The following is a 22,578-nucleotide window of genomic DNA, read 5'->3' as shown; positions in this document are numbered from 1 at the left end:
ATGTCCAGGGATAAGGACGGCGAGACCGAGGAGCGGATCCTTCGGGCGGCACGAACGGTCTTCGTGCGGCACGGGACCGCCGGCGCGCGAATGCAGGAGATCGCCGAGGAGGCCGGGGTCAACCAGGCGCTGCTGCACTATTACTTCCGGTCCAAGGACCGCCTGGCGCAGGCTGTTTTCCGCGACGTCGCGGGGCGGATGGTGCCGTCTATCGTCGCCGTGCTCGGCTCCGAGAGCAGTATCGAGCAGAAGGTCGAGCAGTTCGTTCACCTCTACATCGACGTCGTGCGGCAGAGTCCGTTCATTCCGGGCTATATCGTCGCAGAGCTGCACTTCAATCCCGAGCGGCTCACGGCGCTGGCGGCAGAAATCGCGGGCACGCATCCGGCGAGCGTGATGCAGGCATTTCTGCCACGACTCGGTGCGCAGATCGACGAGCAGGTGAAGATCGGCGCGATGCGCTCGATCGCGCCGGACCAGTTTTTCGTGAATCTGGTCGCGCTGTGCGTCTTTCCGTTCATCGCGAGGCCGGTGCTTCGCATCGTCTTCGGCCAGGACGACGCGGCGTTCTCGCGATTCCTCGACGAGCGGAGACGCGAGCTTCCTGACTTCATCCTCAACGCGCTGAGGCCGTGATGACGTGTCGTCAATCAGTGAGCGCAATTGTATGCGCGGCGATTTCAATTTGTGCCGGTCCGGTGATGCTGCACGCGCAGCAGGCGGCCGCGCGTGACTCGCTTCGGCTCGACGACCTGCAGAACCGCGCTGTGCAACACGACCCGCGCACCCGACAGCTCGATCTGCTATCGTCGCAGTCGGCGCTCCGGATGCAGGACATCGATGCATCACGGCTTCCCGTAATCAGCGCGAATGCTCAGGGGCAGTATCAATCGCAAGTAGTGACGCTCCCGCTGCAGCTTCCGAACGGATTGTCATTGCCCGTTCCGGCGCACGACACGTACGACGCGCACGTCGGAGCGCAGCAGCCGATCTACGACCCGACAGTGAGCGCACGACGCAGCGTCGAGCGGGCACAGCTCGCAGCGTCGGAGGCTGGTGTTCAGGCATCCACGTTCGCTCTGCGCCAGAACGTCAACGACGCGTACTTCTCGGCGTTGCTGCAACAGGCTCAACGCGCCGAACAGGAGAGCGCGATCACCGACCTGGAGGCGAGGCGAAAGATTGCAGCCAGCCGCGTCGCGCAAGGATCGGCGCTACCAAGTGAGACGGACATGCTCGATGCGGAGCTCCTGCGTCGCCGTCAGGCGGTTGCGCAGCTTGCCGCCAGTCGCGACGCTGCGCTGGTCGTGCTCGGCGATCTTACCGGCCAGAAGATAACGGGCGCGGATGCGCTGGTGCTGCCGGATCTGGGCGCGGAGGTTGCGCGAGCACGACAGAGCGTCGACACATTGCGGGCGCGGCCCGAATACGAGCAGTTCGCGCGCACGGGTGACGTTCTGGCGCAGCAACAGGCATCACTCGGCGCGGCAGATCTGCCGCGCGTGTCCGCATTCGGACGCGCCGGCTACGGGAGACCGGGCCTGAACCCGCTGGCGCAGGAATTCAGCAACTACTGGCTCGCCGGCGTTCAGGTCGAATGGACGCCGTGGAACTGGGGCGCAACGAGACGGGATCGCGAGGTGCTGGCGCTCCAGCGACAGATCGTTGCCACCAACGAAGCTGCATTCACGCAGAGTGTTCGACGAGCGATCGCGCATGACGTCGCCTCGATCGATCAGCTGGCGCAAACACTGGTGGATGACGACACGATCGTCGCTCTGCGCGAGAAGATTCTTCGCGAAACCGGATTCCGGTTTTCGGAAGGCGTGATCACGTCTGCGGAATACGTTGATCGCGAAACCGACCTGCTGGACGCGCGGCTGTCGCGCGCCACGCATCGCGTGCAGCTGGCACAGGCGCGCGCGAACTTTCTGACATCACTCGGCCTGGGAGTTCACTGATGACTCGCTCTGGTATTACCGGCATCGGCGGGACGCGCTGCGCGGCGCTGGCGCTGGCCGTCAGTTTCACTTTCGCCGGTTGCGGAGGTGGAACCAAGCCTGATGCGTACGGCAACTTCGAGGCGACCGAGGTTGTAGTATCGTCGCAAACTGCGGGACAGATTCAGCGCTTCACTCCCGTTGAAGGAATGCAGCTCGCACGCGGCGCGGAGGTGGCGCTCGTCGATACGACCCAGCTTGCGCTGCAGCAGGAACAGGTGGACGCCCAGCGCAATGCGGCGAACGAGCGCAATACGGAAGCTGCGAAGCAGTTGAAGGTGTTGCTGGTGCAACGGGACGTGTCGCAGCGGGCATACGAGCGTACTCAGCGACTGCACGCAGAGCAGGCGGCGACGGCACAACAGTTGGATCAGGCCGAGCGGGATTATCGTACGTTGCTGGCGCAGATAGAAGCTGCCCGGGCACAGAGCAGGAGCGTGGGGATGGAGGCGGCGTCGGCGGATGCGCAGGTGGCGCAGATCCGCGACCGGATCGGCAAGAGCCTGGTGACGAATCCGCAGACCGGAACTGTGTTGACGACGTATGCGCGCGCCGGAGAGGTGGTGCAGGCCGGAACACCGCTGTACCGGATCGCGGATCTCGACACGCTGGTATTGCGCGCGTACGTGAGCGAGCCGCAACTGTCGTCATTCAGGGTCGGGCAGATCGTCGACGTGCATGTCGATCGCGGCGGTCATGTAATGACGCTGCCCGGAACAGTGAGTTGGGTGTCGTCTACATCGGAATTCACACCGACGCCGGTTCAGACGCGCGATGAGCGCGCGGATCTGGTGTACGCGGTCAAGGTGCGCGTCGTCAATCGCGATGGCGCGCTCAAGATTGGAATGCCGGGGGACCTGTCCATTCGAGCGACGAGCGCGAAAGCTGCCGTGAATCCTGCGGCCAACACCGATTCACCGGCGCCGGCGCGCAGCTCATGACGGATCACTCGGTGGCGAGCTCTCAGGCGCCGCTGGAGGTTAGCGGTGTGTCAAGACGCTTCGAGGAGACTGTCGCGCTGTCCGACGTCTCGTTCGCAGTGAACGCTGGCGAGCTGTTTGGACTTGTGGGGCCGGACGGTGCCGGGAAGACCACGCTGTTTCGCATTCTGACTACGCTGCTCGTTCCGGACTCCGGCACGGCGACGGTCCTGGGGCTGGATGTGGTGCGCGATCTATGGGCGATTCGCTCCAGAGTCGGATACATGCCCGGGAGGTTCTCGCTTTATCCGGATCTGAGTGTCGAAGAGAATCTGAGCTTCTTCGCTTCGGTGTTTGGTACGAGCATCGACGAAGGGCGCGCCATCATCGCACCGATCTACGAGCAGATAGAGCCGTTCAAGGATCGTCGCGCCGGCGCGCTGTCCGGTGGAATGAAGCAGAAGCTTGCGCTTTGCTGTGCGCTGGTTCATCGCCCCGAGATTCTCTTTCTCGACGAGCCGACGACTGGCGTCGATGCGGTCTCGCGACGCGAATTCTGGGATCTGCTCGGCGCGCTCAAGACATCGGGCCTGCCGATTCTCGTATCGACCGCTTACATGGACGAGGCGACACGCTGCGATCGGGTCGGGCTGATTCAGCAAGGGCGTATCCTTGCCGTGGACGCTCCCGCGGCAATCGCGGCGCGATATCCGAATCCGCTGATCGCCGTGCATGCAAACGAGCGACACAAGCTGATCCAATCGCTCCGGGACTACCAGCATGCGAAATCGGTCTATCCGTTCGGAGATGAAGTCCATTACAGCGATGCGCGGACCGGGAAGGCGACGGATGATATCGTGGCGGAGCTGCGCACGTATCTCGCCGGTAGTGGATTCACGGATGTTCGCGTGAAACCGATCTCCGCTGGAGTCGAGGATGCGTTCATGGAGTTGATGGGACAGCCGGAAGCGGTCGTCCGGGCGGCTGCATGACGACGGCGATCGACGTAAGGAGTCTGACGCGGCGCTTCGGCAGCTTCACCGCTGTCGACTCGATCAGCTTCGAAGTGCGGCAGGGTGAAGTGTTCGGCTTCCTCGGCGCCAATGGAGCGGGGAAGACGACGGCGATAAAGATGCTGATCGGTCTGCTGGCGCCGACGTCCGGTCAGGCGAGCGTGGCTGGATTCGATGTTTCAACCAATGCGGACGACGTGCGGCGGCACATCGGATACATGAGCCAGCGCTTCTCGTTGTACGAGGATCTCACGGTTCGTGAGAACATCACCCTGTACGGCGGAATCTACGGACTGACCGATTTGGAGGTCCGCGACCGTGGCGACGCATTGATCGGGACACTGCAACTGGGACGCTCGAGCGATGAGCGCGTCGAGTCGCTGCCGCTGGGGTGGAAGCAGAAGCTCGCGTTCTCCGTTGCAATGCTGCACGAACCTGCGGTTGTCTTTCTGGACGAGCCAACCGGCGGTGTCGATCCGATCACGCGCAGGCAATTCTGGGAGATGATTTATACTGTCGCCGAGCGCGGTACGACGGTGTTCGTCACGACTCACTATCTGGATGAGGCCGAGTATTGCGATCGGATCTCGATAATGGTGGACGGGCGGATCGCGGCGATGGGGCCGCCGGCGGAAGTGAAGCAGAAGTTCGGCGCTGCAACGCTGGACGAGGTCTTTCTGGGGCTGGTACGTCCCGCAGGCGTACAGACTCCTCAGTCCGCCTGAATTCAAATGGCCGGCCGCAGATCAGCGCTGCACGCATTCATCATCAAGGAGATGCGGCACATCCTTCGTGATCGGCAGACGCTGACGATCCTGTTGTTGCTCCCGCTGGCGATGGTGGTGTTGTTCGGCTACGCGTTGCGGAATGACATCAGTGATGTGCGCCTCGTCGTGGTCGATCCGACGCCCGACTACGCGACGATTGCCCTGCGCAATCGGTTCGCGGGCAATCCACGGTTTGAAATCGTGGCAACATCGCAGACGCTGGATCTGCTGGAGCCATTGTTTCGTCGCGGAGATGCCGACCTTGCGCTGGCGTTTCCGCCGCGGTTCGCAGAATCGCTATCCCAGGGCGTGCCAACCCGCCTGCTGTTGATCGGCGATGCGTCCGACCCCAATACCGGAAGCACTATGGCCGCGTACGCGACCGCTGTGATCACCAGCTACCAGGCGGAAATCGGCGCCACGGGGCAGGCGGTTCGGATAGTTCCGCAGCTGCGAATGCGATTCAACCCGACGCTGGAGAGCGTGAATCTGTTCGTGCCCGGGCTCATCGCACTGGTACTGACGCTCATCACGGCGCTCATGACGTCCATATCGCTGTCGCGCGAGAAGGAGCGCGGCACGCTTGAAATATTGCTGGTATCGCCGCTTCACCCGTGGCAGATCATACTCGGCAAGGTAATGCCGTATCTGCTGCTGGCGCTTGGCAACGTCGCGACTGCACTGCTGGCGGCGTGGGCGGTATTCCATGTCCCGTTCCGGGGAAGCCTGACGCTGCTGCTATCGGCCAGCGTTCTCTATTCGATGGTGGGCCTGTCTCTTGGAGTGCTTATCGCCGCGTTGGCACCGTCCCAGCGCGCGGCGATGCTTGCAGCGCTCGCTGGAACCATGCTGCCGAACGCGTTGCTGTCCGGGATGATATTCCCGATAGCCAGCCTTCCGGCGTGGCTGCGCATGGTGACGTACGTCGTTCCAGCGCGCTGGTTCATCGTGATCGCGCGCGGGATCATGCTGAAGGGTGTGGGTTTCACCTATCTGTGGAAGGAACTTGCGGTACTCACCGTCATGCTCGCCGTGCTGCTGATAGCGGCTGTGCGCAGTTTCAAGCCGAGGCTCGCGTGAGGCTGCGGGTGCTGCGATTTCTGTTGCGAAAGGAATTCCTGCAGATCGTGCGCGATCGCACGTTGCTCGGCATGCTGTTCATCATGCCGGTGATTCAGCTGCTGGTGCTCGCGAATGCAGTGACGTTCGAGGTAAAGAGCGCGCGCATGTACGTCATCGACAAGGACCACAGCAGTATGTCGCGCGGGGTTGAGACGCGGTTGGCAGCCTCGGGGCGGTTCGTGCCGACGGAATCATCTCCGTCGATGGCCAACGGTGACGAGGCGAAGCTGGACCGACGAGTCGATCTGATCGTTGTGATTCCGGAGGGATTCGAGCGCGGAATCGTGCGCGATCATCGTGCACCGTTGCAGCTCGTGTTCAACGCCGAGGACGGCGCCGCAGCCGCCGTGATGCAGACGTATGCCAATGCGATTTTGATGAACTATGCCGGAGAGCTCGGTGCGGAGGTGAGTCCGTCGGTCGTTACCAACCTGGGCGTCGGTGATGGTGTGGCGCCCACACGAGGTCATCCCGTGATGGAGCTGCGCCGGCGCGGTTGGTACAACTCCGAACTGGACTATCGTCAGTACATGGTTCCCGGAATCCTCGTCGTGCTGGTGACGATGATCGGCACGTTGATGACGGCGATGAACATAGTTAGGGAGAAGGAAGCCGGAACGCTCGACCAGCTCAATGTGACCCCCATCAACCGGTCGACCTTCATCGCCGCCAAGCTGATACCGCTCTGGACTTTCGCGATGATCGACCTCTCGATAGGGCTTGTGGTGGCGCGGCTCGTCTTTCACGTTCCGATGCTCGGCAGCCTCGTCCTGATATTCTTCGCCGCGACGATCTATCTCGTCGGTGCGCTCGGTATCGGACTCTGGATCTCGACCGTGGCGGAGACACAGCAGCAGGCGATGTTCGTGACATTCTCGCTGTTGATGGTGTACCTGCTCATGAGTGGGCTGTTCACACCCATTCGTGGTATGCCTGTATGGGCGCAGTGGACCACCGAGATCAACCCGATCGCGCATTTCGTGGCTCTGATGCGTGCCGTGCTGCTCAAGGGTGCCCGGATGCGCGACGTTGCATCGCATCTCGCCGCCCTGGCCGCGATCAGCTCCGTGGTGCTCAGCGTCGCCATACGCCAGTATCACAAGCGCTCGGCCTGACTTCCCGCGGGCGCGCGTCTTGCTCCAATTGGAGCTGTCCGGCGGTATATTCCGCGAGTACCATCTGTGACGGGGTCGTTCCAATGGCTTCTCAAACCTGCACTCATCTCGACCAGATACGCGATGTCGAGCCGCGCACGCCGAACGGCTGCGAGGAATGCCTCAAGATGCACAGCGGTTGGGTGCACCTGCGTCTGTGTCTCGATTGCGGACATGTGGGCTGCTGCGACAGCTCGCCGAACAAGCATGCCACGAAGCACTTCCACGCAACAGGACATCCGATCATGCGCTCGTTCGAGCCAGGTGAGGATTGGGGCTGGTGTTACATCGACGACGTGACGTTCGAGCCTGCGCCACGGGTGCGGTGATCTTGTGACCGCACACCAGGTAGCGGCGGCAACAGAAGGTGACCCCGTCTGGCCGGAGCTGACGCTCGCATCGTGGCAGGACAGCTATGCGACGCTGCACATGCTTACGCAGATTGTCGGCAAGACTCGACTCGCGCTGGCGCCAATGCTGAATCACTGGTGGCAGGTGACGCTCTACGTAACGGAGCGCGGCCTGACGACCAGTTCCATGCCGTTCGGCAAGCATACCGCCACGGTGGATTTTGATTTCATCTATCACAACGTCGCGATACGAACGAGTGCGGGACAGACTCGCACGATTCCGCTCGTCCAGCGTCCCGTGCGGGAATTCTACATCGAATATCTCGATGTTCTTGCTGCGCTCGGTATCGGTGCGAAGATCAGAGGAGTGCCCGTCGAGGTCGAAACTGCGGTTCCATTCGCGGAAGATAGTCAGCACGCGTCGTACGACGCGGACTCCGTGAACCGATGGTGGCGTGTGATGGTTCAGGTGGACCGCGTACTCAAGCAGTTCCGCGGGCGTTTCGAGGGAAAGGCGAGCCCCGTACACTTCTTCTGGGGAAGCTTCGACATCGCTGCAACACGGTTTTCGGGACGTGGCGCGCCGCTGCATCCCGGCGGTGCTCCCAACTGTCCCGATTACGTCATGCAGGAGGCGTACTCGAGAGAGTGCAGCAGCGTGGGATTCTGGCCCGGCGGTGGTACACAGGAAGCGGCGTTCTATTCATACGCGTACCCCGAGCCGGACGGTTACAGGGAATATCCTCCGGGACCGGAGAGTGCGTACTACGATGCGAACATGCGGGAGTTCATACTGCCTTACGAGGCGGTGCGCACCGCCTCATCGCCCGACGAAATACTGCTCGAGTTCTGCGAGCGTACCTACGAAGCGGCGGCTAGTCGTGCCGCATGGGATCGTGAATCATTGGAGCGGAAGGGCAAGAAATGAACGAGATGTCTGGCTCGACGGGCACGTCTTCGCCAGCGGGCGCGAGTCACAACGGTGACACGGCGCACGCGCAGGACACGGGAGATTTGAACGTCACGGTTCGTGAGCTGTCGCGCGATGAGTCTCTCGCGATACTCGCGAAGCATCATCTGGGTCGTGTCGGAATCACTTTTCAGGACCGGTTCCACCTCAAGATATGCAACTATCTGTATTCCGAAAACTGGATATACACGCGCGCGGAGCTCGGGGACGACCTGGTGATGGCGGAGCATCATCCGTGGGCGGCGTTCGAGGTGGACGAAGTCGATGGCATCCTGGACTGGCGCTCGGTCGAGGTCTGGGGCGCGATCGAGTTTCTCTCTTCGGACATGCACTCCGAGGACTGGTTCGAATTTGAAAACGCGGTCCGGCTTTTCAGGAGTGCTGTTCCGGAGATACTCAGAGCGGACGATCCGATGCCGAAGCGCATTCACCTGGTCCGAATACACGTGGACAACATCCTGGGGCGCGAGTCGCGGGTCGGAAATCCAAGACCGCTCCCCCAACCCTGAATGTCATGAAGTGCATCGCCGTCCTTGCACGTTCGTGAGACGCTAGCCATGCACACAGACCTCTCGCCGCAGCACGTGCCGCGATCGCAAGTCCGCCATGACGCAAGCACAGGCCGGTCGATCATGGACCAGGCGATCTCGCGCGCAGCGGATGCGCGGCGGATCGATGGCAACAGCGTCCGGCTTCTGCGCGATGCAGCCGAGAATTATCCGGCGTGGCTCGATGCGATCGCATCCGCAGAGCGGTACGTGTATTTCGAAGCGTACATCATGCGCGACGACGTAACCGGCCGGCGCTTCGCCGATGCGCTCATCGAAAAGGCGCGCGCTGGCGTGACCGTGCGCCTGTTGTACGACTGGATGGGTGCGTTTGCCAAGACTCCGTCGCGATTCTGGGAATCGTTGCGCGCGGCCGGTGTCGAGGTTCGCTGCTTCAATCCATTCACTCTCGCAAGCCCGCTGGGCTGGGTCCATCGCGATCACAGGAAGAGCGTCGTCGTCGATGGCGGGATCGGATTCATCACCGGTCTCTGCGTCGGCGATGCGTGGGTGGGCGATCCAGAGCGTGGTATTGCGCCGTGGCGTGATACCGGCGTGGAAGTGCGCGGTCCGGCAGTCGCCGAGATCGAGCGCGCGTTCAGCCGCGTGTGGGCGGTAGTCGGCCCGCCGATTCCACCGGAGGAGCTCACCGCTCGCGATAGTATCGCGGTGGCGGGCGATACGTCGGTGCGCGTCGTCGCGAGCGAGCCATGGCGGGCCCGGTTGCTGCGTCTCGATGAGCTGGTCGCCGGAGCGGCGCGCGAGACACTCTGGCTGTCCGATGCGTATTATGCCGGAATGCCGACACACGTGCAGGCACTCCGCGCGGCGGCGAAGGATGGCGTCGACGTGCGCCTGCTCGTTCCGGGCGGTACCGACATTCCACTGCTGCGTCCGCTCTCGCAGGCAGGTTACAGGCCGTTGCTCGAGGCCGGAGTGCGCGTGTTCGAATGGAATGGTCCGATGATGCATGCCAAGACGTCGGTCGCCGATGGTCGCCTCGCACGCGTCGGGTCGAGCAATCTCAACATTGCGAGCTGGCTCGGCAATTACGAGCTCGATGCAGTGATCGAAGACACTGCGTTCGCCGAATGCATGGAGGAAGCGTATCTGGACGACCTTGCGCATGCGACTGAAGTAGTACTGCACAGACGGCGTCGCAGGCATCGTTCACATGATGCGTTGCCGGGACTGCCGCCGGCGCGGCGCATGCGTGACCGAAGGAGAGGCTCGGGCAGCGCGGGCCGCGGTGTCGCCGGCGCGATTCGACTCGGCAACACGGTCACCGCAGCGGTAACAGACAGACGCGTGCTCGCAGCCGCCGATTCGCGCGCGATCGCGGTCGCGGGTGCCGTGCTCGTCGCGCTGGCAATAGTCGCCGTTGTCTGGCCACGCGTGTTCGCAATCCCGATCGCGGTATTCAGTCTCTGGTTCGGTGGCGCGATGCTGCTGCAGAGCTACAGGCTTCGCACCCACGGGGCCACTAAAACGGCTTCGGTTCCGGATGTGCACGACGAACATGTCACAGGCGACAGTCCCGGGCCGGCGGCTTCTTCGACGGCTTCTTCGACCGCTTCTTCGGCCGCTTCCTCGGCCGCTGTCACGCCATAGTCATCGCAGTCCGTATATCAGGATTCGACTTTGTTTCGCCGCACCGGGCCACACGGGTGACTTCATTCCCGACGCAACGGCGACGAGTTGGCGTCCACCCGCGGAGTAGCTGATGATTCCGCCGCCGGTCGACTGACCCGTGTTGGTCTTCCAGAGCACGTGGCCGCTGTCGGCGCCGAACGCGTACAGCTCGCCCGACATGTCCGCTGCGAAAACAATCCCTCCGGCTGTGGGCGTAACACCTGCAAGCACGGGATGCGGTGCGTGGAATTTCCAACGCACGGTGCCGCTGTCCGCGTCGAATGAAGTGAGCCAGCCGCGCGCCTCACTCGCCGGCACGAACGGATTTGCGTTTTCATTGCCAAGCCACGTCGTACCTGCCGGCGGAATGGTCGTGGTATCGCGCTTGAGCTGCACAGTCGCGCACCAATCCACCGCGCCGGCATACAGCGAATTTGTATTCGGGCTGTAAGCCGCGCCGTTCCATTCCGATCCACCGGTGATGCCCGGACAGAAGCGCGTGGTGTGATCACGCGAGAGGGGTGTGTCCACATTCTGCCTGGTAGTGGTCGGCTTGATGTACAGCGTAGGCAGGGTGTTGCCGAGGTCGCCGGTTGGCGCCCGACCACGCGCGATCTGTGAGCGGTCCAGCACTGCCAGCTGGCCATCCTTGTTTGCCGACGCAACGATCTGCGTCCCGGCGTGCGTGGTCACGAGTGTCGGCGGACTGTCCACATCCCAGTCGTGCATGTCGCGCTTCACGAGCTGATTGTAGCCGAGCATCCTGCCCGTGGCGGCGTCGAGTGCGATTACCGAGTTGGTATAGAGATTGTCGCCGGTGCGAAGCTCGGTTTCGAAATCCGGCGCCGGATTGCCAGCCGGGACGTACAGCACCTTGCTGGCGGTGTCGAATGTGAACGACGTCCAGAATCCACCGCCGGTCACTGGAATGCGCGTATTGGTCCACGTCGCGCGCGCTGGGCCGGAATCAGGCACCACGTCGAATTGCCAGACGACGTGTCCGTCGCGCGCATCGAGCGCGTAGACGTGTCCCGTCACGCCCACCTGATCGCCTCCGGCATTGCCCACGAAGACCTTGCCGTCTGCTGCGATCGGTGCCATCGGTATCGACATGCCCGGCGCGTTCACGCTGATGGCATGATCCCACAGCACCTTGCCGTCCGTGGTGTCCATCGCCAGGACGTGCGAATCCGAAGTCCCCCGGAAGAGACGGCCATCCATGTAGGCAAAGCCACGATTCACCAGCAGCGGGCTCGGCTTGGCGCTATGTCGGGGCTGTTTCCATCGCTCGGCGCACGTACTCGCATCAATGGCGTAGGAGATCGTGTCCGTAGTGAAGTACATCGTTCCCCGGACGACGATCGGTCCGGTCTGAAGTGACGTGACTTCGGGGAGATTGTAGGTGCATACGCTCTTCATCTCCGTGACATTCTGACGCGTGATCTCGGCGAGGGGGGAGAACCGGTCTCCGGCGAGCGTCCGATTGTAGCCGGGCCAATCCTCGGGGCTGATCATTGGCGCGCCCGGCGCAGCCGCGATCGGCGGCGCGTGCGTGGTGTCGGGAGCCTTCTCGGTATTCGAGCCAGAACAAGCGGACAGGGCGACAACCGCAGCGCCCATGGCCACTGCGAGTATGGGAACGCGGACTGGCATCGAACATCCTCCGTCGGGTGGGGCGTCGTGCATCTGTCCTGCATCTTGGATGCCGACGCGGGGGAGCCTCAGCCCGTCGGCCGCGCCTCCACGGTCTTGCGTTCACGCTCGAGGTCGGACTTCATGACCTTCTGGAGCTGGCTGCGGACCCGTCCGCGAATGTTCAGGAAACCGCCCGGTAGAGCATCGAATCGGTACCTGCGCGTAGTTACCAGATAGATCCCGGCTCCCCCATTCAATGCCGGCGCATCATAGATCGTCGAGAGCTCCAGGGCAGCTTCGAAGTAATGATTCGCATAGATCTGCTTCCGCACGATCAACGCGTTGCCGGCTGGCGGTGTGAGAACCACCATCTGGTTGAGTGTGAAAGTCGGGCGGAGATGTGGAATCCTGTCGAGTGACCAGTACATCACATCCAGGGCATTCTCGGGCCGATCCGCGGGAAAGTTCACGAGATAATTGCGAAGCGCCGGTGCGTACTGCTGGATGTAGGTCGACTGATCGAGCAGAGCGGCGAATGCGTCGCTTGCCTGAACTCCGTTGGTGTCGTCGTAGCGTGGCATCGCCGCATTGCCGCGAGCGCGATACGCTGCGACAAGATTCGCCACCTGAACTCTCATCACGGAATCAGCCTGCTGTTCCGCGTTCGGTCCATACCAGTCCACCTGCGCAAACTGCTTCATGTCGGACTCCGACAGCTTGAAGTTGCAGTCCCGCACGCGGCAACCCTTGAGGTCCTGCCATTCCGACGGATCCAGCGCGATGGTCTGCAGCTCTGCCGGGGTCGGCGGGTCGCTGATGATTCCGAATCGTTGTGAGCGAGCTGCGATGAGCGACTGAACGTCGCGCATGTGCGCGAGATATGCATCCCGCGTGGTGTGTATTCCGATTATTCCGAATACCGTCACGTCGCGACCGACGTCGGTGTGCAACAGCTTCACCACTGCCGCGCCGTTCTGCGCATCGGCAATCTGGCCTGCGTTGAGGCCGACGCTGGTTCGCAGATAGTCACCCAGCGGTGGTGCCGCATTCTGGGCGCGTGCCGGAACAGCCAGGCCTGCGCACACCAGCGTCGCGCAGGTCGCGATGATGTATGTCTCCTTCAGGGTCTTCATCGCGGCCGTTGCGAGGTGTTCAGCGGTCGCTCAATGGTTGCTTGAATCCCCGCTTCGCGCGGACTCGAAGAGGAACCAGGTGCGACGCTCCGTCTCGTCGATCCATACTTCGATGAGGCTCGCACTCGCCACGTCGTGATGCTCGTCGCATACGTTGTGGGCCTGCCGGAGACTCGCAGTAAGGATCTCGTTATCCTCGCGCAATTCCGCCAGCATGTCGGACGGCTCGACGTAGCTCGCATCGTTGTCGTGAATCCGCTGCGTGCGCGCGATCTGGCCGATCGATCGCACTGTCGTCTCGCCCAGCTTCCTGACACGCTCGGCGATCGGATCCGTCATCGCGAAAAGCTGATCCGCCTGTTCGTCCAGCAGCAGGTGATAATCGCGGAAGTGCGGGCCACTCATGTGCCAGTGAAAATTCTTCGTCTTGAGATACAGCGTGAAAACATCAGCGAGAACGCCGTTCAGTGCAGCGGCGATGTCTCGCACCGCGGACGCGCCAAGGTCGGTGGGTGTTGCAAGGGGAGCCCGCCGCAGGCGTACGGCGTTGTTGGGTTTCTTCACGGTAGACGCTTTCATGGCTTCTCCAGAATGGTTTCTACTGGAAACTATCACCCGTGCGTGGTCCGCGGGATACGCACGACCGTGCCATTCGTCTGTGAGCCGTCCAACCCCGTCAGGAGCGCCTGCTCCAGGTCCAGGTCGCGCTCCACTCTGTGAAGCACGCCGTCACTGATCTCGTCGCCGTCACGCATCTGAATCAGCCGCTGCCGCTCGGCGTCCAGCGTCGCCAGACGCAGCAGGCGATACGAACCAGCGCGGCGCCCGTCCACGTCAGCTTCCGTGGCATCGTCGTCACCAACGGCCGGATCACCGTTGGGATCCGGCGGCGGGATCGATCTGGTACGTACCTCGTTCGAGTAACGATGAACGCGGTGCGTGTATTCGTCGCGCAGGGCGGCGACCACGCCACGCGAGTCGCCGTCGCCGAGCCCCGATAGCGAGCCGTCCTCGCCTGCATCGATCCGGTCCAACCGTGCGAGAGCTGCCTGCGCGGTCTGCAGTCGCGCATTGATCTCCTCGAATGCATCGGCGCGATCCGGCTCGAGCCCGAGCTTCGAGATCAACGGCCGCAATGTCAGCCCCTGACCAACAAGAGTAACGAGGATGACGACGAACGTTACGAAGATCACAACGTCGCGCCCCGGAAATGGTGCACCGGACGAAGTGACGAACGGAACCGAGAGTGCGAGAACCAGCGATACCGCACCGCGCAGCCCCGCCCATCCCACGAACAGGACGCTCCGCCATGGTGGATACGGCTCATGCCGGCCCGTGAATCGGTGTCTCAGGTACCGTGGCGCGTATGCAGCAGGAAATACCCACGCGAGACGCAGTACGATCACGACTGCGCTCACTGCGGCCGCAGTAGCGATCAATCTGGCCAGCGTCTCCTCTTGGCCGGTACGTACGGCACCAAGCGCCAACGGAAGTCCGAGGCCGACGAAGATGAAGAGCAGACCTTCCAGCAGGAAATCGACGATCTCCCACATGTTGATGGTCTGAATGCGCGATGCCGCGGTGAGCAGACGCGCCGCCGCGTGGCCCAGGTAGAGTCCTGCGACGACGACGGCGAGAACTCCGGATACTCCGGCACGGTCCGCCGCAAGGAATGCGACGTATGGCGTGAGCAGCGATATGCTGCTCTCGAGCACCGGACTCCGCTCCGACGTTCGCGCGATCCAGCGCCGTAGTGACGCGATGCACCATCCAGCGGCCAGGCCGAATACTATTCCGCCGCCGGCCGCCCACAGAAAGCTCAACAACGCAGGCCCGAGCGAGAACGTGCCCGTGTTGCCGGCCGTCAGCGCCATCTCGAAGATCACCAGCGACGTCGCGTCGTTGACGAGACTCTCGCCCTCGAGAATCGAGACGAGCGTGCGAGGTACGCCGAACCGTCGCATCACCGCCGTGGCCGCGACCGCGTCGGTCGGGCCCACCGCTGCGCCCAGGGCGAACGCTGCTGGCCAGGATAGCGACGGGAACATCACATGTGCCGCGGCCGCAACGACGCCGGCGGTCGCCACCACCAGTCCGATCGCGAGCAGCATGATGTCCACGCTGTTTTGCCGAAACTCGCGATACGACGTGTTTATCGCCGCCCAGTACAGTAGCGGCGGGAGGAAGATGAAGAACACGACGTCCGGGTCCACGCGGACCGTCGGAGCGGCCGGGACCAGGGCCAGCAGCGTGCCGGCGATGACGAGCAGGATGGGACGCGGCACTCCTATGCGCCGCGACAGCATCTCCAGACCCGCAGCGATGATCAGGAGAAGAATGACGGTTTCTACCAACCCTACTCCGTGGCTCGGCGTATGCGCAGATTATGCTGCTCCACTACCACAATGTACGATATTCCATTCAATGACAGATATGCGCAGAATCGGATCGCTCACCGTCTCGGCGGTCGGACTGGGGTGCAACAATTTCGGCGGCCGGCTGGATGAGCAGGCAACCGCACGCGTCGTGCACGCCGCGCTCGATGCCGGCATCAACTTCTTCGACACCGCCGATATCTATGGCGGCGATGGAAAGAGCGAGGAGTACTTGGGCCGCGCACTGGGCAGCCGCCGCTCCGAAGTCATCGTCGCAACCAAGTTCGGCATGCGAATAGACGACGATCGTCGCGGCGCACGCCCCGAATACGTGCGCGCGGCCGCCGAGGACAGCCTCCGGCGACTCGGTACCGATCACATCGATCTGTATCAGCTTCACACCCCCGACCCGGATGTGCCCATCGCCGACACGCTGGGCGCGATGAACGAGTTGGTGAAGGCCGGCAAGGTGCGCGAGATCGGATGCTCCAATTTTTCCGCTCAGCAGATTCGTGACGCGGAGCAGAACTCGCAGGATCGTGGCATCGCACGCTTCGTGAGCGTTCAGAACGAGTACAGTCTCCTGCATCGGGATCCGGAGGTCGAAGTGCTCGCTGAATGCGAACGTGTACACGTCGCGTTCGTACCGTTCTTTCCTCTGGCCAGCGGACTGCTGACGGGCAAGTACCATCTCGGTCAACCGGCGCCACAGGGTAGCCGGCTGGCGAGCGGACCGCGTGCTGCGCAACTGACGGATGCCAGGCTCGAGTTGGTCGAAGAGCTGCGCGCGTTCGCGCAATCACGCGGACATACCCTTCTCGAGCTCGCGTTTTCCTGGCTGCTCGCGCGGCCCGTAGTCGCTTCGGTAATCGCGGGCGCAACGACGCCTGAACAGGTGACGGCCAACGTAGCTGCGGCAAGGTGGGAGTTGAGCAACGCCGATCTCGACGCTATCGACACGATCGTACCACCTCCCCGATCAGATCACTGAGCGATGCTCTGCGTCCGTGCACGCCACGCGCGGATCGCGCCGGCGTGCACGGGATAGTGGCCGTAAGTATCGAATCGCAGACGACGCCGGAATCGAGTTTCGCGCGTGAACAGCTCTTCCGGCGCTGCGGCGACGTAATCGACGAGCCGGGCGTGCACTTCATCATGTTGCCGTAGCACTTCGGCGAGTGAAAGTCCGCTACGCTGCTCGGTCATCATGGCGTTGAACGCGTCGATGCCGCCGTACGTCACCGAATAGCGCGGCGATGCACCACCCGCGCGAATTACCGGCAGATGCTTGAGCGCTTCCTCTTCCCACCATGTCACGTGCGCGATTATGTCACGAACCGACCACTCGCCGGTGACGCGTGGAATTTTCAACTGCGCTTGCGACAATCCGGCGTACGATTCCTCGAAGTCCTTCCAGGCCGAATCCAGTCGCCCGAGCAATTGCTGTCTCTTCACGATGAGCTTCCGTTATGATGGACTATACCAGCCATTTTCGGACACCGGCCGGCCCCCTATAACGGATCATACCACGCCTTTGCCGCCTCGGCCAGCGGTGGGTGATTCGATGTCCGAAAATGGCTAGTCGCACTGTAGGGATCGTGCTATGATATGGCATGACCACGGACCCCGCGGCACTCTACAACGCCTTTACTTCCCGCGATCCCCGCTTCGATGGCGTGTTCTACGTCGGTGTTACGTCGACGGGGATCTATTGCCGCCCTGTCTGCACCGCGCGGACGCCGAGGGCTGGCAACTGCCGTTTCTTCGACAGCGCTGAAGCTGCGGAGAAGGCGTCGTTCAGGCCGTGTCTGCGTTGCCGGCCGGAGCTTGCGCCAGGTAACGCGCCAGTCGATGACGCGCATCGGATCGCGAACCTCGTTGCGTATCGCATCGAGGAAGGGATGCTCGACAACGGTGCCGGTCTCGAGCAGGTCGCCGCGAAGTTCGGCTGGAGTTCACGCCAGATTCGGCGCATCCTCCACAAGGAGCTCGGCGTGTCACCGATGGAGCTCGTGTTGACGCGCCGTCTCCTGCTGGCGAAGCAATTGTTGACGGAGACGACACTCCCCGTTACGGAAGTGGCGTTCGCGAGCGGATTCTCGAGCCTGCGCCGCTTCAACGACGCGTTCCGCGGTCGTTACGGAATTCCACCGACGCGCCTGCGCAAGGTGGCCAGCGAGTCATCCGTAAGCGCGGTACCGACCGACACCTTCGCACTACAGTTGGCCTATCGGCCCCCGTTCGACTGGACAGGCATGCTCGACTTTCTGCGCCTAAGAGCGTCGAAAGGGGTCGAGCGCGTGCATGATGATTCCTACTCGCGCACCATACGACTCGGAAGTCACACGGGTTGGATTCACGTGCGGCACATGCCGCAGAGGCGCGTGCTGCTGGTCGAGCTCACACGTTCGCTGATGCCGGTGCTCCCGACACTGTTGAGCAGATTGCGCAGCATGTTCGACCTGAGTGCTCGCCCCGACATCATCTCCGCTCAGCTGATGCTCGATCCGTTGTTGACCGACGTGGTTGCAGCAAATCCGGGCATGCGCGTACCGGGCGCGTTCGACGGGTTCGAGCTTGCAGTGCGCGCGATACTCGGCCAGCAGATCACGGTGAGGGCAGCCGCGACTCTGGCGGGTCGCTACGTGAACGCGTTCGGTGACAGCATCGTCACGCCGCACGATGGTCTGACGCATCTCGCGCCAACAGCGCAGCGCGTTGCCGGACTTGCCGTGGATGACATCGGCTCACTCGGCATCATCCAGTCGCGCGCCCGCGGAATCATCGGACTCGCGACCGAGGTTGCGTCCGGGCGTCTGGAACTCGACGCCGGCGCTGATCCGGATGCAACCATGAAGCAGCTCATCGCGCTGCCCGGCATAGGACGCTGGACTGCACATTACATCGCAATGCGCGCACTACGCTGGCCGGACGCGTTCCCCAGGGAAGACGTCGTCCTCCGCAACAACCTCGGCGGAGTAACCGCTGCCCGCGCGGATGAGATCTCCCAGGCGTGGCGCCCTTGGCGCAGCTACGCTACACTCCACTTGTGGAGAGGGGTGGTACGGTAGAATCCCTAGAGGTCGAAAAAACTCATATGCGCGTCCTGAGCCTGCTTCCGGCATCGACTGAGATCATAGCCGCACTTCATGCTGGCGATTCCATCGTCGGTATCACGCACGAGTGCGACTTTCCTGCAGATGTCGTGCGCACGCTCCCACGCGTGACGCGTTCGATGATGGATGCGAGCCTGACGACCCCACGCGAGATCGACGAGGCGGTGCGCGGCCTGTCGCACTCCGGTGAGCCGCTCTACCTGCTCGACGAGGACGCCATCACCTCACTGGCGCCGGATCTGATCGTCACGCAGGCGCTGTGCGAAGTGTGCGCTGTGAGCGAGACCGACGTGCGCGCGATCGCAGCGCGACTGCCGAGCAAGCCGGACGTGGTGACTCTCTCGGGTTCAACCTGGAACGGCGTTGCCGAGGACATGCGCCGGCTCGGCGCGGCACTCGGCTGCGTGGATACGGCTGCGGAAGTCGTCGAGTCACTCGAGGGACGTATTCGCGACGTGCACGAGACACTGCGCGCCGCCCGCGCGCCGCGTCCCAGCGTCGTGGTGATCGAGTGGACCGATCCCGTATTCGCGGCTGGTCACTGGGTTCCCGAAATGGTACGACGCGCTGGCGGTCACGAGCTGATGTCGGTCGCAGGCGAGCATTCCACAGTTCGCTCAGTCGAAGCAATCAAATCCGGCCGGCCGGAGCTGCTCATAGTCGCGCCCTGCGGGTACGACGTGGAGCACGCGGCATCCGCTGCGCGCGAATTGCTGGCGCGAGACGAATGGGCCTGGGCTGGCGGGATTCCGGTGTGGGCCGTCGATGCAAACTCGCTTCTCAGCCGGCCGGGTCCGCGTCTCGTGAACGGAATCGAGACGCTCGCGGCGATAATGCATCCGGATCTGTTCCCGGTAGCGGCCGAATCGAACGCGGTACGGGTTGCGTAGTCCTCCCGGGCGATTACCCGGGAGGACTACACGGAATTACTTGTTCACCCTGTACGGTGCCAGTTGCGGATCCACCGTCTTCCTGTCGCCGACCACCACGAGCGTCATGTGCTCGGGTTTGAGGTATGTCTGCGCCATGTGCTGCACTTCCGCCGGCGTCACGGCCAGAACGTGCTTGACGTAGTCGGCGAGATATGAATTACCCAATCCCTGCTCGTCGACGAACGAGAGCTGGTTCACGATCCCGCCGCGCGATGCGTTTCGAAGCGTGAAGAGGCCGATCATGTTGTTCTTGATACCGCTCAGCTCCGGCTCGCCCGGCGCAGCGCTCTGCAGCCGCGCGATCTCGCCAAAGATCTCCTTGAGCGATGCGCCGGTCACGGCCGTTGTCACGTCAGCCTGCTCGGCCCAGTTCGCGTCGTGATAGTGCGTGCTCACATAGCTGTACGGTGAATACGTGTACCCCTTCTGCTCGCGGATGTTGGTAGTGATTCGTGAGCCGAAAGTGCCGCCGAGCAGCGCGTCCATCACGTTGAGCTGGATGTAGTCGGCGCTGGTGGGGCCGGGAACGGGCACGCCGAGAATCAGCGTCGACTGGACCGAGCCGGGTCTGTCGATCAGTGTCACGGTGCGCTTCGTGCTTGGCGTTGGCGGGTGGACAGTTGGACGCGCACCGGCGCGCCACCCCGAGAACGCATCGCGCGCCGCACGCTCGACCGAGGCGGGATCGAAGACGCCAACAACGTATAGATGCGCGCGTGCTGCGCCGAAGTTCCTCGCGTAGAAGTCGCGCACCTGCGCGATCGTGTATCCGTTCAGCATCGCGGCCGTCGGAAACGCACGGCCGTATGGATGGTCGCCGTAGACCTGTCGCGCATAAGCCTCCTGCGCGACGGGCTGTGGCTGACTCAGTGCGATTGCAAGATTACGCGCCTCGTTCGCCTTGATCCGCGCGAGCTCGCTTTCGGGAAGTAACGGATGCTGCGCGACGTCGGCCACGAGTTTCACCATGTCAGCGGCACGCTCGCCGAGCACGGCGCCGCCGATCTGCGACATGTCGTCACTCGCGGAAGTGGTGAGCTCTCCTCCCATGCCGGCGACGTCGTCGGCGATCTGGGTTGCGCTCCGTGTCGTTGTTCCCTCGCGCATGAGATCGGTCGTAACGTCGGCCAGCCACGTCTGTGTCGCAGCTTCGTCGATGTGGCCCGTGCGAAGCTCGAGATAGATCGAAGCCTTGGGGATCTTTCCGAACTGGACCAGCGTGACCTTCATTCCGTTTGCGAGCGTGATGTCGTGTCGCGGCGGAATGTGGAACGCCTTCGGTGTACCGAGGGGCGGCGGCGCCTCGCGAGTGGTCAAGGTCTGCTGTGCACTCACAGTGGCCGCGGCGCCAAGCAGGATGACCGCGGCTGATATGATGTTCTTCATCTGTCTGGTCTCCGCGCGATCATGGGTTTGCGCCGCTCTTGGCGGCCGGTACGATGAATTCGACGGTGCGATTGGTCGGAGCGAGATATTCCTGCGCAGTCTTGAGCAGCAACTCCGGCGTCACGCTCGCGAAGCCGGCTTCGAGCTCGTTGATCTTGCCGGGATCGTTGTCGAACAGTGCAAAGGATGCAAGCAGGTTCGCGCGGCCGAAGCCGGCGGACTGCTCCAGCTCCTGATAAAGGCTCGACCGCAGCTTTACGAGCGCAAGATCGAGCACCGCCTGACTCACCGGCGTCGTCCGCAGCGGCGCAATCGCCGTGTCCATGGCTGCGAGAAGCGTCTCGCCCGACTTTCCGGAATCGTGAAATGCCTGTATTTCCCAGAGCATCGGTCCCTGATAATCGAACATGTCGCCGAGTCCAAAGTTGATGCCGGCATCGACGCTTCCTGTGAGACCGCGCTTCTGCACCAACTCCTGGTAGAAGCGCGAGTTCTGGCCTTGCGCCAGGATCTGATCCAGCAAACCGAAAGCGTACCACTCAGGCGTCAGGCGTGGGGGCACGTGATACGCGACTCCGATCGCGGGACGTGTGGCAAGTGAGTCGATTCGCGTGAAACGCTTCTCGGCCGTCTGCGGAGGCTCGGAGAGGTCTGGTCTTGGCGGGAGGGCCGCGGCGGGGATGTTCCCGAAGTATTCGGCGATCCAGTTACGCACATCGTTACGGTCGTAGTCGCCGGTTACGACGAGAACTGCGTTGCCGGGCGAATAATACGTGTGAAAGAAGCTCTCGACGTCGCTCAGGTTCGCTGCGTCGAGGTCATGCATGTCGCCGTAGAAGTTGTGCGCATTGTACCAGTTGGTGTTCGCGTGCATCGGCAGATCGATCCACGGAAAACCGCCGTAAGGCTGGTTCAGTACGTTGACGCGAACCTCGTTCTTGACCACGTCGCGCTGGTTGTTGAGGTTGGCCGTGTCGATCACGAGTCCGCGCATGCGATCTGCCTCCGCCCACAGGATCCTGCGCACCGCGTGGGTCGGTATGACCTCGAAGTAATTGGTGAAATCGAATCGCGTGGATCCATTCAGGATGCCGCCGTTCTGCTCCACCAGTTTTACAAACTGAAGCTTGCCGAGGTTGCGGGATCCCTGGAACATGAGATGCTCGAAGAGATGCGCGAAGCCGGTTCGGTTCCGCGGCTCGGTGCGGAATCCTATGTTGTAATACACAGCGACCACCGCAGTCGGTGTGGTCGAGTCCGGAGACAGCACCACACGAAGTCCGTTATCGAGCTTGTAGAACTCGACGGGAATGTGCAGCGCAGCTGCAGCGCTCGTTGGAGCTTTGGTGGGAGCCTGAGCCTGGAGATGTGCGCCTGCTGAAGCTAGCAGCGCGAGGCCTGCCGAAATCAAGACGTGACGCAGGCGATTTACGGGCACCATGGTCGTCCCTGTGGGTGAGTGGTAAGTGAACATGGAGGACATTCGGGCGTCCGGCAAGACACGAGACTCGCGGATCCCACGGGT

At 62.6% G+C, this 22,578-nt stretch carries 21 protein-coding genes; 14 read left to right on the top strand and 7 right to left on the bottom strand.

Going from position 1 to position 22,578, the window contains the following annotated elements; genetic code table 11:
* From V4529_15815 to V4529_15765, 11 genes are all read left to right on the top strand, one after another.
* The gene (locus V4529_15815) at positions 1–636 is read left to right on the top strand and encodes a TetR/AcrR family transcriptional regulator (GenBank protein ID MES2359804.1); all 636 of its coding nucleotides are present in this window, start codon (positions 1–3) and stop codon (positions 634–636) included.
* The gene (locus tag V4529_15810; protein ID MES2359803.1) at positions 636–1,961 is read left to right on the top strand and encodes a TolC family protein; all 1,326 of its coding nucleotides are present in this window, start codon (positions 636–638) and stop codon (positions 1,959–1,961) included. Before V4529_15815 ends, V4529_15810 begins: the two co-directional genes overlap by 1 nt.
* Positions 1,961–2,941 carry an HlyD family efflux transporter periplasmic adaptor subunit gene (locus V4529_15805; protein ID MES2359802.1) on the top strand — a complete coding sequence of 327 codons (981 nt, stop codon included), beginning with the start codon at positions 1,961–1,963 and terminating at the stop codon, positions 2,939–2,941. Before V4529_15810 ends, V4529_15805 begins: the two co-directional genes overlap by 1 nt.
* Before the next feature lie 47 nt (positions 2,942–2,988).
* Positions 2,989–3,912, top strand: a complete 924-nt coding sequence (locus V4529_15800) for an ABC transporter ATP-binding protein (protein MES2359801.1) — start codon at positions 2,989–2,991, stop codon at positions 3,910–3,912.
* On the top strand, positions 3,909–4,658 hold the full coding sequence (locus V4529_15795) for an ABC transporter ATP-binding protein (protein MES2359800.1): 750 nt from the start codon (positions 3,909–3,911) through the stop codon (positions 4,656–4,658). The genes V4529_15800 and V4529_15795 overlap by 4 nt, the downstream gene beginning before the upstream one ends.
* A 6-nt stretch (positions 4,659–4,664) precedes the next feature.
* Positions 4,665–5,780, top strand: a complete 1,116-nt coding sequence (locus V4529_15790; protein ID MES2359799.1) for an ABC transporter permease — start codon at positions 4,665–4,667, stop codon at positions 5,778–5,780.
* Positions 5,777–6,937 carry an ABC transporter permease gene (locus V4529_15785; GenBank protein ID MES2359798.1) on the top strand — a complete coding sequence of 387 codons (1,161 nt, stop codon included), beginning with the start codon at positions 5,777–5,779 and terminating at the stop codon, positions 6,935–6,937. The genes V4529_15790 and V4529_15785 overlap by 4 nt, the downstream gene beginning before the upstream one ends.
* Before the next feature lie 83 nt (positions 6,938–7,020).
* Positions 7,021–7,305 (top strand): UBP-type zinc finger domain-containing protein, encoded by a 285-nt coding sequence (locus V4529_15780; protein MES2359797.1) that lies wholly within the window; start codon positions 7,021–7,023, stop codon positions 7,303–7,305.
* A 58-nt stretch (positions 7,306–7,363) separates the two neighbouring features.
* Complete coding sequence (locus tag V4529_15775) at positions 7,364–8,254, top strand: DUF5996 family protein (GenBank protein MES2359796.1); 891 nt, start codon at positions 7,364–7,366, stop codon at positions 8,252–8,254.
* Positions 8,251–8,805, top strand: a complete 555-nt coding sequence (locus V4529_15770; GenBank protein ID MES2359795.1) for a pyridoxamine 5'-phosphate oxidase family protein — start codon at positions 8,251–8,253, stop codon at positions 8,803–8,805. Before V4529_15775 ends, V4529_15770 begins: the two co-directional genes overlap by 4 nt.
* A 123-nt stretch (positions 8,806–8,928) precedes the next feature.
* Entirely contained in the window at positions 8,929–10,455 is a 1,527-nt protein-coding gene (locus V4529_15765; GenBank protein ID MES2359794.1) for a phospholipase D-like domain-containing protein, read from the top strand.
* Here the strand turns inward: V4529_15765 and V4529_15760 are convergent, their stop codons facing one another.
* The 4 genes from V4529_15760 to V4529_15745 form a co-directional block, all read right to left on the bottom strand.
* Complete coding sequence (locus V4529_15760; GenBank protein MES2359793.1) at positions 10,456–12,129, bottom strand: PQQ-binding-like beta-propeller repeat protein; 1,674 nt, start codon at positions 12,127–12,129, stop codon at positions 10,456–10,458.
* Between the two features lie 68 nt (positions 12,130–12,197).
* Entirely contained in the window at positions 12,198–13,244 is a 1,047-nt protein-coding gene (locus V4529_15755; protein MES2359792.1) for a hypothetical protein, read from the bottom strand.
* Between the two features lie 30 nt (positions 13,245–13,274).
* Positions 13,275–13,823, bottom strand: a complete 549-nt coding sequence (locus V4529_15750) for a DNA starvation/stationary phase protection protein (GenBank protein MES2359791.1) — start codon at positions 13,821–13,823, stop codon at positions 13,275–13,277.
* Between the two features lie 32 nt (positions 13,824–13,855).
* The gene (locus V4529_15745) at positions 13,856–15,598 is read right to left on the bottom strand and encodes a Na+/H+ antiporter (protein ID MES2359790.1); all 1,743 of its coding nucleotides are present in this window, start codon (positions 15,596–15,598) and stop codon (positions 13,856–13,858) included.
* A gap of 70 nt (positions 15,599–15,668) precedes the next feature.
* Between V4529_15745 and V4529_15740 the strand changes: the two genes are divergently transcribed.
* Positions 15,669–16,610, top strand: a complete 942-nt coding sequence (locus V4529_15740) for an aldo/keto reductase (GenBank protein ID MES2359789.1) — start codon at positions 15,669–15,671, stop codon at positions 16,608–16,610.
* Here the strand turns inward: V4529_15740 and V4529_15735 are convergent.
* Entirely contained in the window at positions 16,604–17,074 is a 471-nt protein-coding gene (locus V4529_15735) for a DinB family protein (protein MES2359788.1), read from the bottom strand. The two genes, V4529_15740 and V4529_15735, sit on opposite strands and share 7 nt — an antisense overlap.
* Positions 17,075–17,232: 158 nt before the next feature.
* On the opposite strand from V4529_15735, the gene V4529_15730 reads away from it, so the two are divergent.
* A complete protein-coding gene (locus V4529_15730; protein ID MES2359787.1) occupies positions 17,233–18,690 on the top strand; it encodes an AlkA N-terminal domain-containing protein in 1,458 nt (485 codons plus the stop codon).
* Positions 18,691–18,716: 26 nt separating this feature from the next.
* Complete coding sequence (locus V4529_15725; protein ID MES2359786.1) at positions 18,717–19,625, top strand: ABC transporter substrate-binding protein; 909 nt, start codon at positions 18,717–18,719, stop codon at positions 19,623–19,625.
* Positions 19,626–19,661: 36 nt separating this feature from the next.
* Here V4529_15725 and V4529_15720 read toward each other — a convergent pair whose 3' ends face one another.
* Together V4529_15720 and V4529_15715 are read right to left on the bottom strand one after the other, a co-directional pair.
* Positions 19,662–21,053, bottom strand: a complete 1,392-nt coding sequence (locus V4529_15720; protein MES2359785.1) for a pitrilysin family protein — start codon at positions 21,051–21,053, stop codon at positions 19,662–19,664.
* A gap of 19 nt (positions 21,054–21,072) precedes the next feature.
* A complete protein-coding gene (locus V4529_15715; GenBank protein MES2359784.1) occupies positions 21,073–22,491 on the bottom strand; it encodes a pitrilysin family protein in 1,419 nt (472 codons plus the stop codon).
* Positions 22,492–22,578 lie beyond the last annotated feature (87 nt).

Source organism: Gemmatimonadota bacterium (assembly GCA_040388625.1).
Classification (GTDB): Bacteria; Gemmatimonadota; Gemmatimonadetes; order Gemmatimonadales; family Gemmatimonadaceae; genus Fen-1247.
The sequence above is the reverse complement of the archived record's forward strand: the minus strand, read 5'-3'. Positions and strand labels throughout refer to the sequence as shown.

Bases quoted from the DNA above. Each gene is read 5' to 3' on its own strand.
- V4529_15815 (MES2359804.1), top strand. From the start codon at position 1: ATGTCCAGGGATAAGGACGGCGAGACCGAGGAGCGGATCCTTCGGGCG.
- V4529_15810 (MES2359803.1), top strand. From the start codon at position 636: ATGACGTGTCGTCAATCAGTGAGCGCAATTGTATGCGCGGCGATTTCA.
- V4529_15805 (MES2359802.1), top strand. From the start codon at position 1,961: ATGACTCGCTCTGGTATTACCGGCATCGGCGGGACGCGCTGCGCGGCG.
- V4529_15795 (MES2359800.1), top strand. From the start codon at position 3,909: ATGACGACGGCGATCGACGTAAGGAGTCTGACGCGGCGCTTCGGCAGC.
- V4529_15790 (MES2359799.1), top strand. From the start codon at position 4,665: ATGGCCGGCCGCAGATCAGCGCTGCACGCATTCATCATCAAGGAGATG.
- V4529_15780 (MES2359797.1), top strand. From the start codon at position 7,021: ATGGCTTCTCAAACCTGCACTCATCTCGACCAGATACGCGATGTCGAG.
- V4529_15770 (MES2359795.1), top strand. From the start codon at position 8,251: ATGAACGAGATGTCTGGCTCGACGGGCACGTCTTCGCCAGCGGGCGCG.
- V4529_15765 (MES2359794.1), top strand. From the start codon at position 8,929: ATGGACCAGGCGATCTCGCGCGCAGCGGATGCGCGGCGGATCGATGGC.
- V4529_15760 (MES2359793.1), bottom strand. From the start codon at position 12,129: ATGCCAGTCCGCGTTCCCATACTCGCAGTGGCCATGGGCGCTGCGGTT.
- V4529_15755 (MES2359792.1), bottom strand. From the start codon at position 13,244: ATGAAGACCCTGAAGGAGACATACATCATCGCGACCTGCGCGACGCTG.
- V4529_15750 (MES2359791.1), bottom strand. From the start codon at position 13,823: ATGAAAGCGTCTACCGTGAAGAAACCCAACAACGCCGTACGCCTGCGG.
- V4529_15740 (MES2359789.1), top strand. From the start codon at position 15,669: ATGACAGATATGCGCAGAATCGGATCGCTCACCGTCTCGGCGGTCGGA.
- V4529_15730 (MES2359787.1), top strand. From the start codon at position 17,233: ATGACCACGGACCCCGCGGCACTCTACAACGCCTTTACTTCCCGCGAT.
- V4529_15725 (MES2359786.1), top strand. From the start codon at position 18,717: ATGCGCGTCCTGAGCCTGCTTCCGGCATCGACTGAGATCATAGCCGCA.
- V4529_15720 (MES2359785.1), bottom strand. From the start codon at position 21,053: ATGAAGAACATCATATCAGCCGCGGTCATCCTGCTTGGCGCCGCGGCC.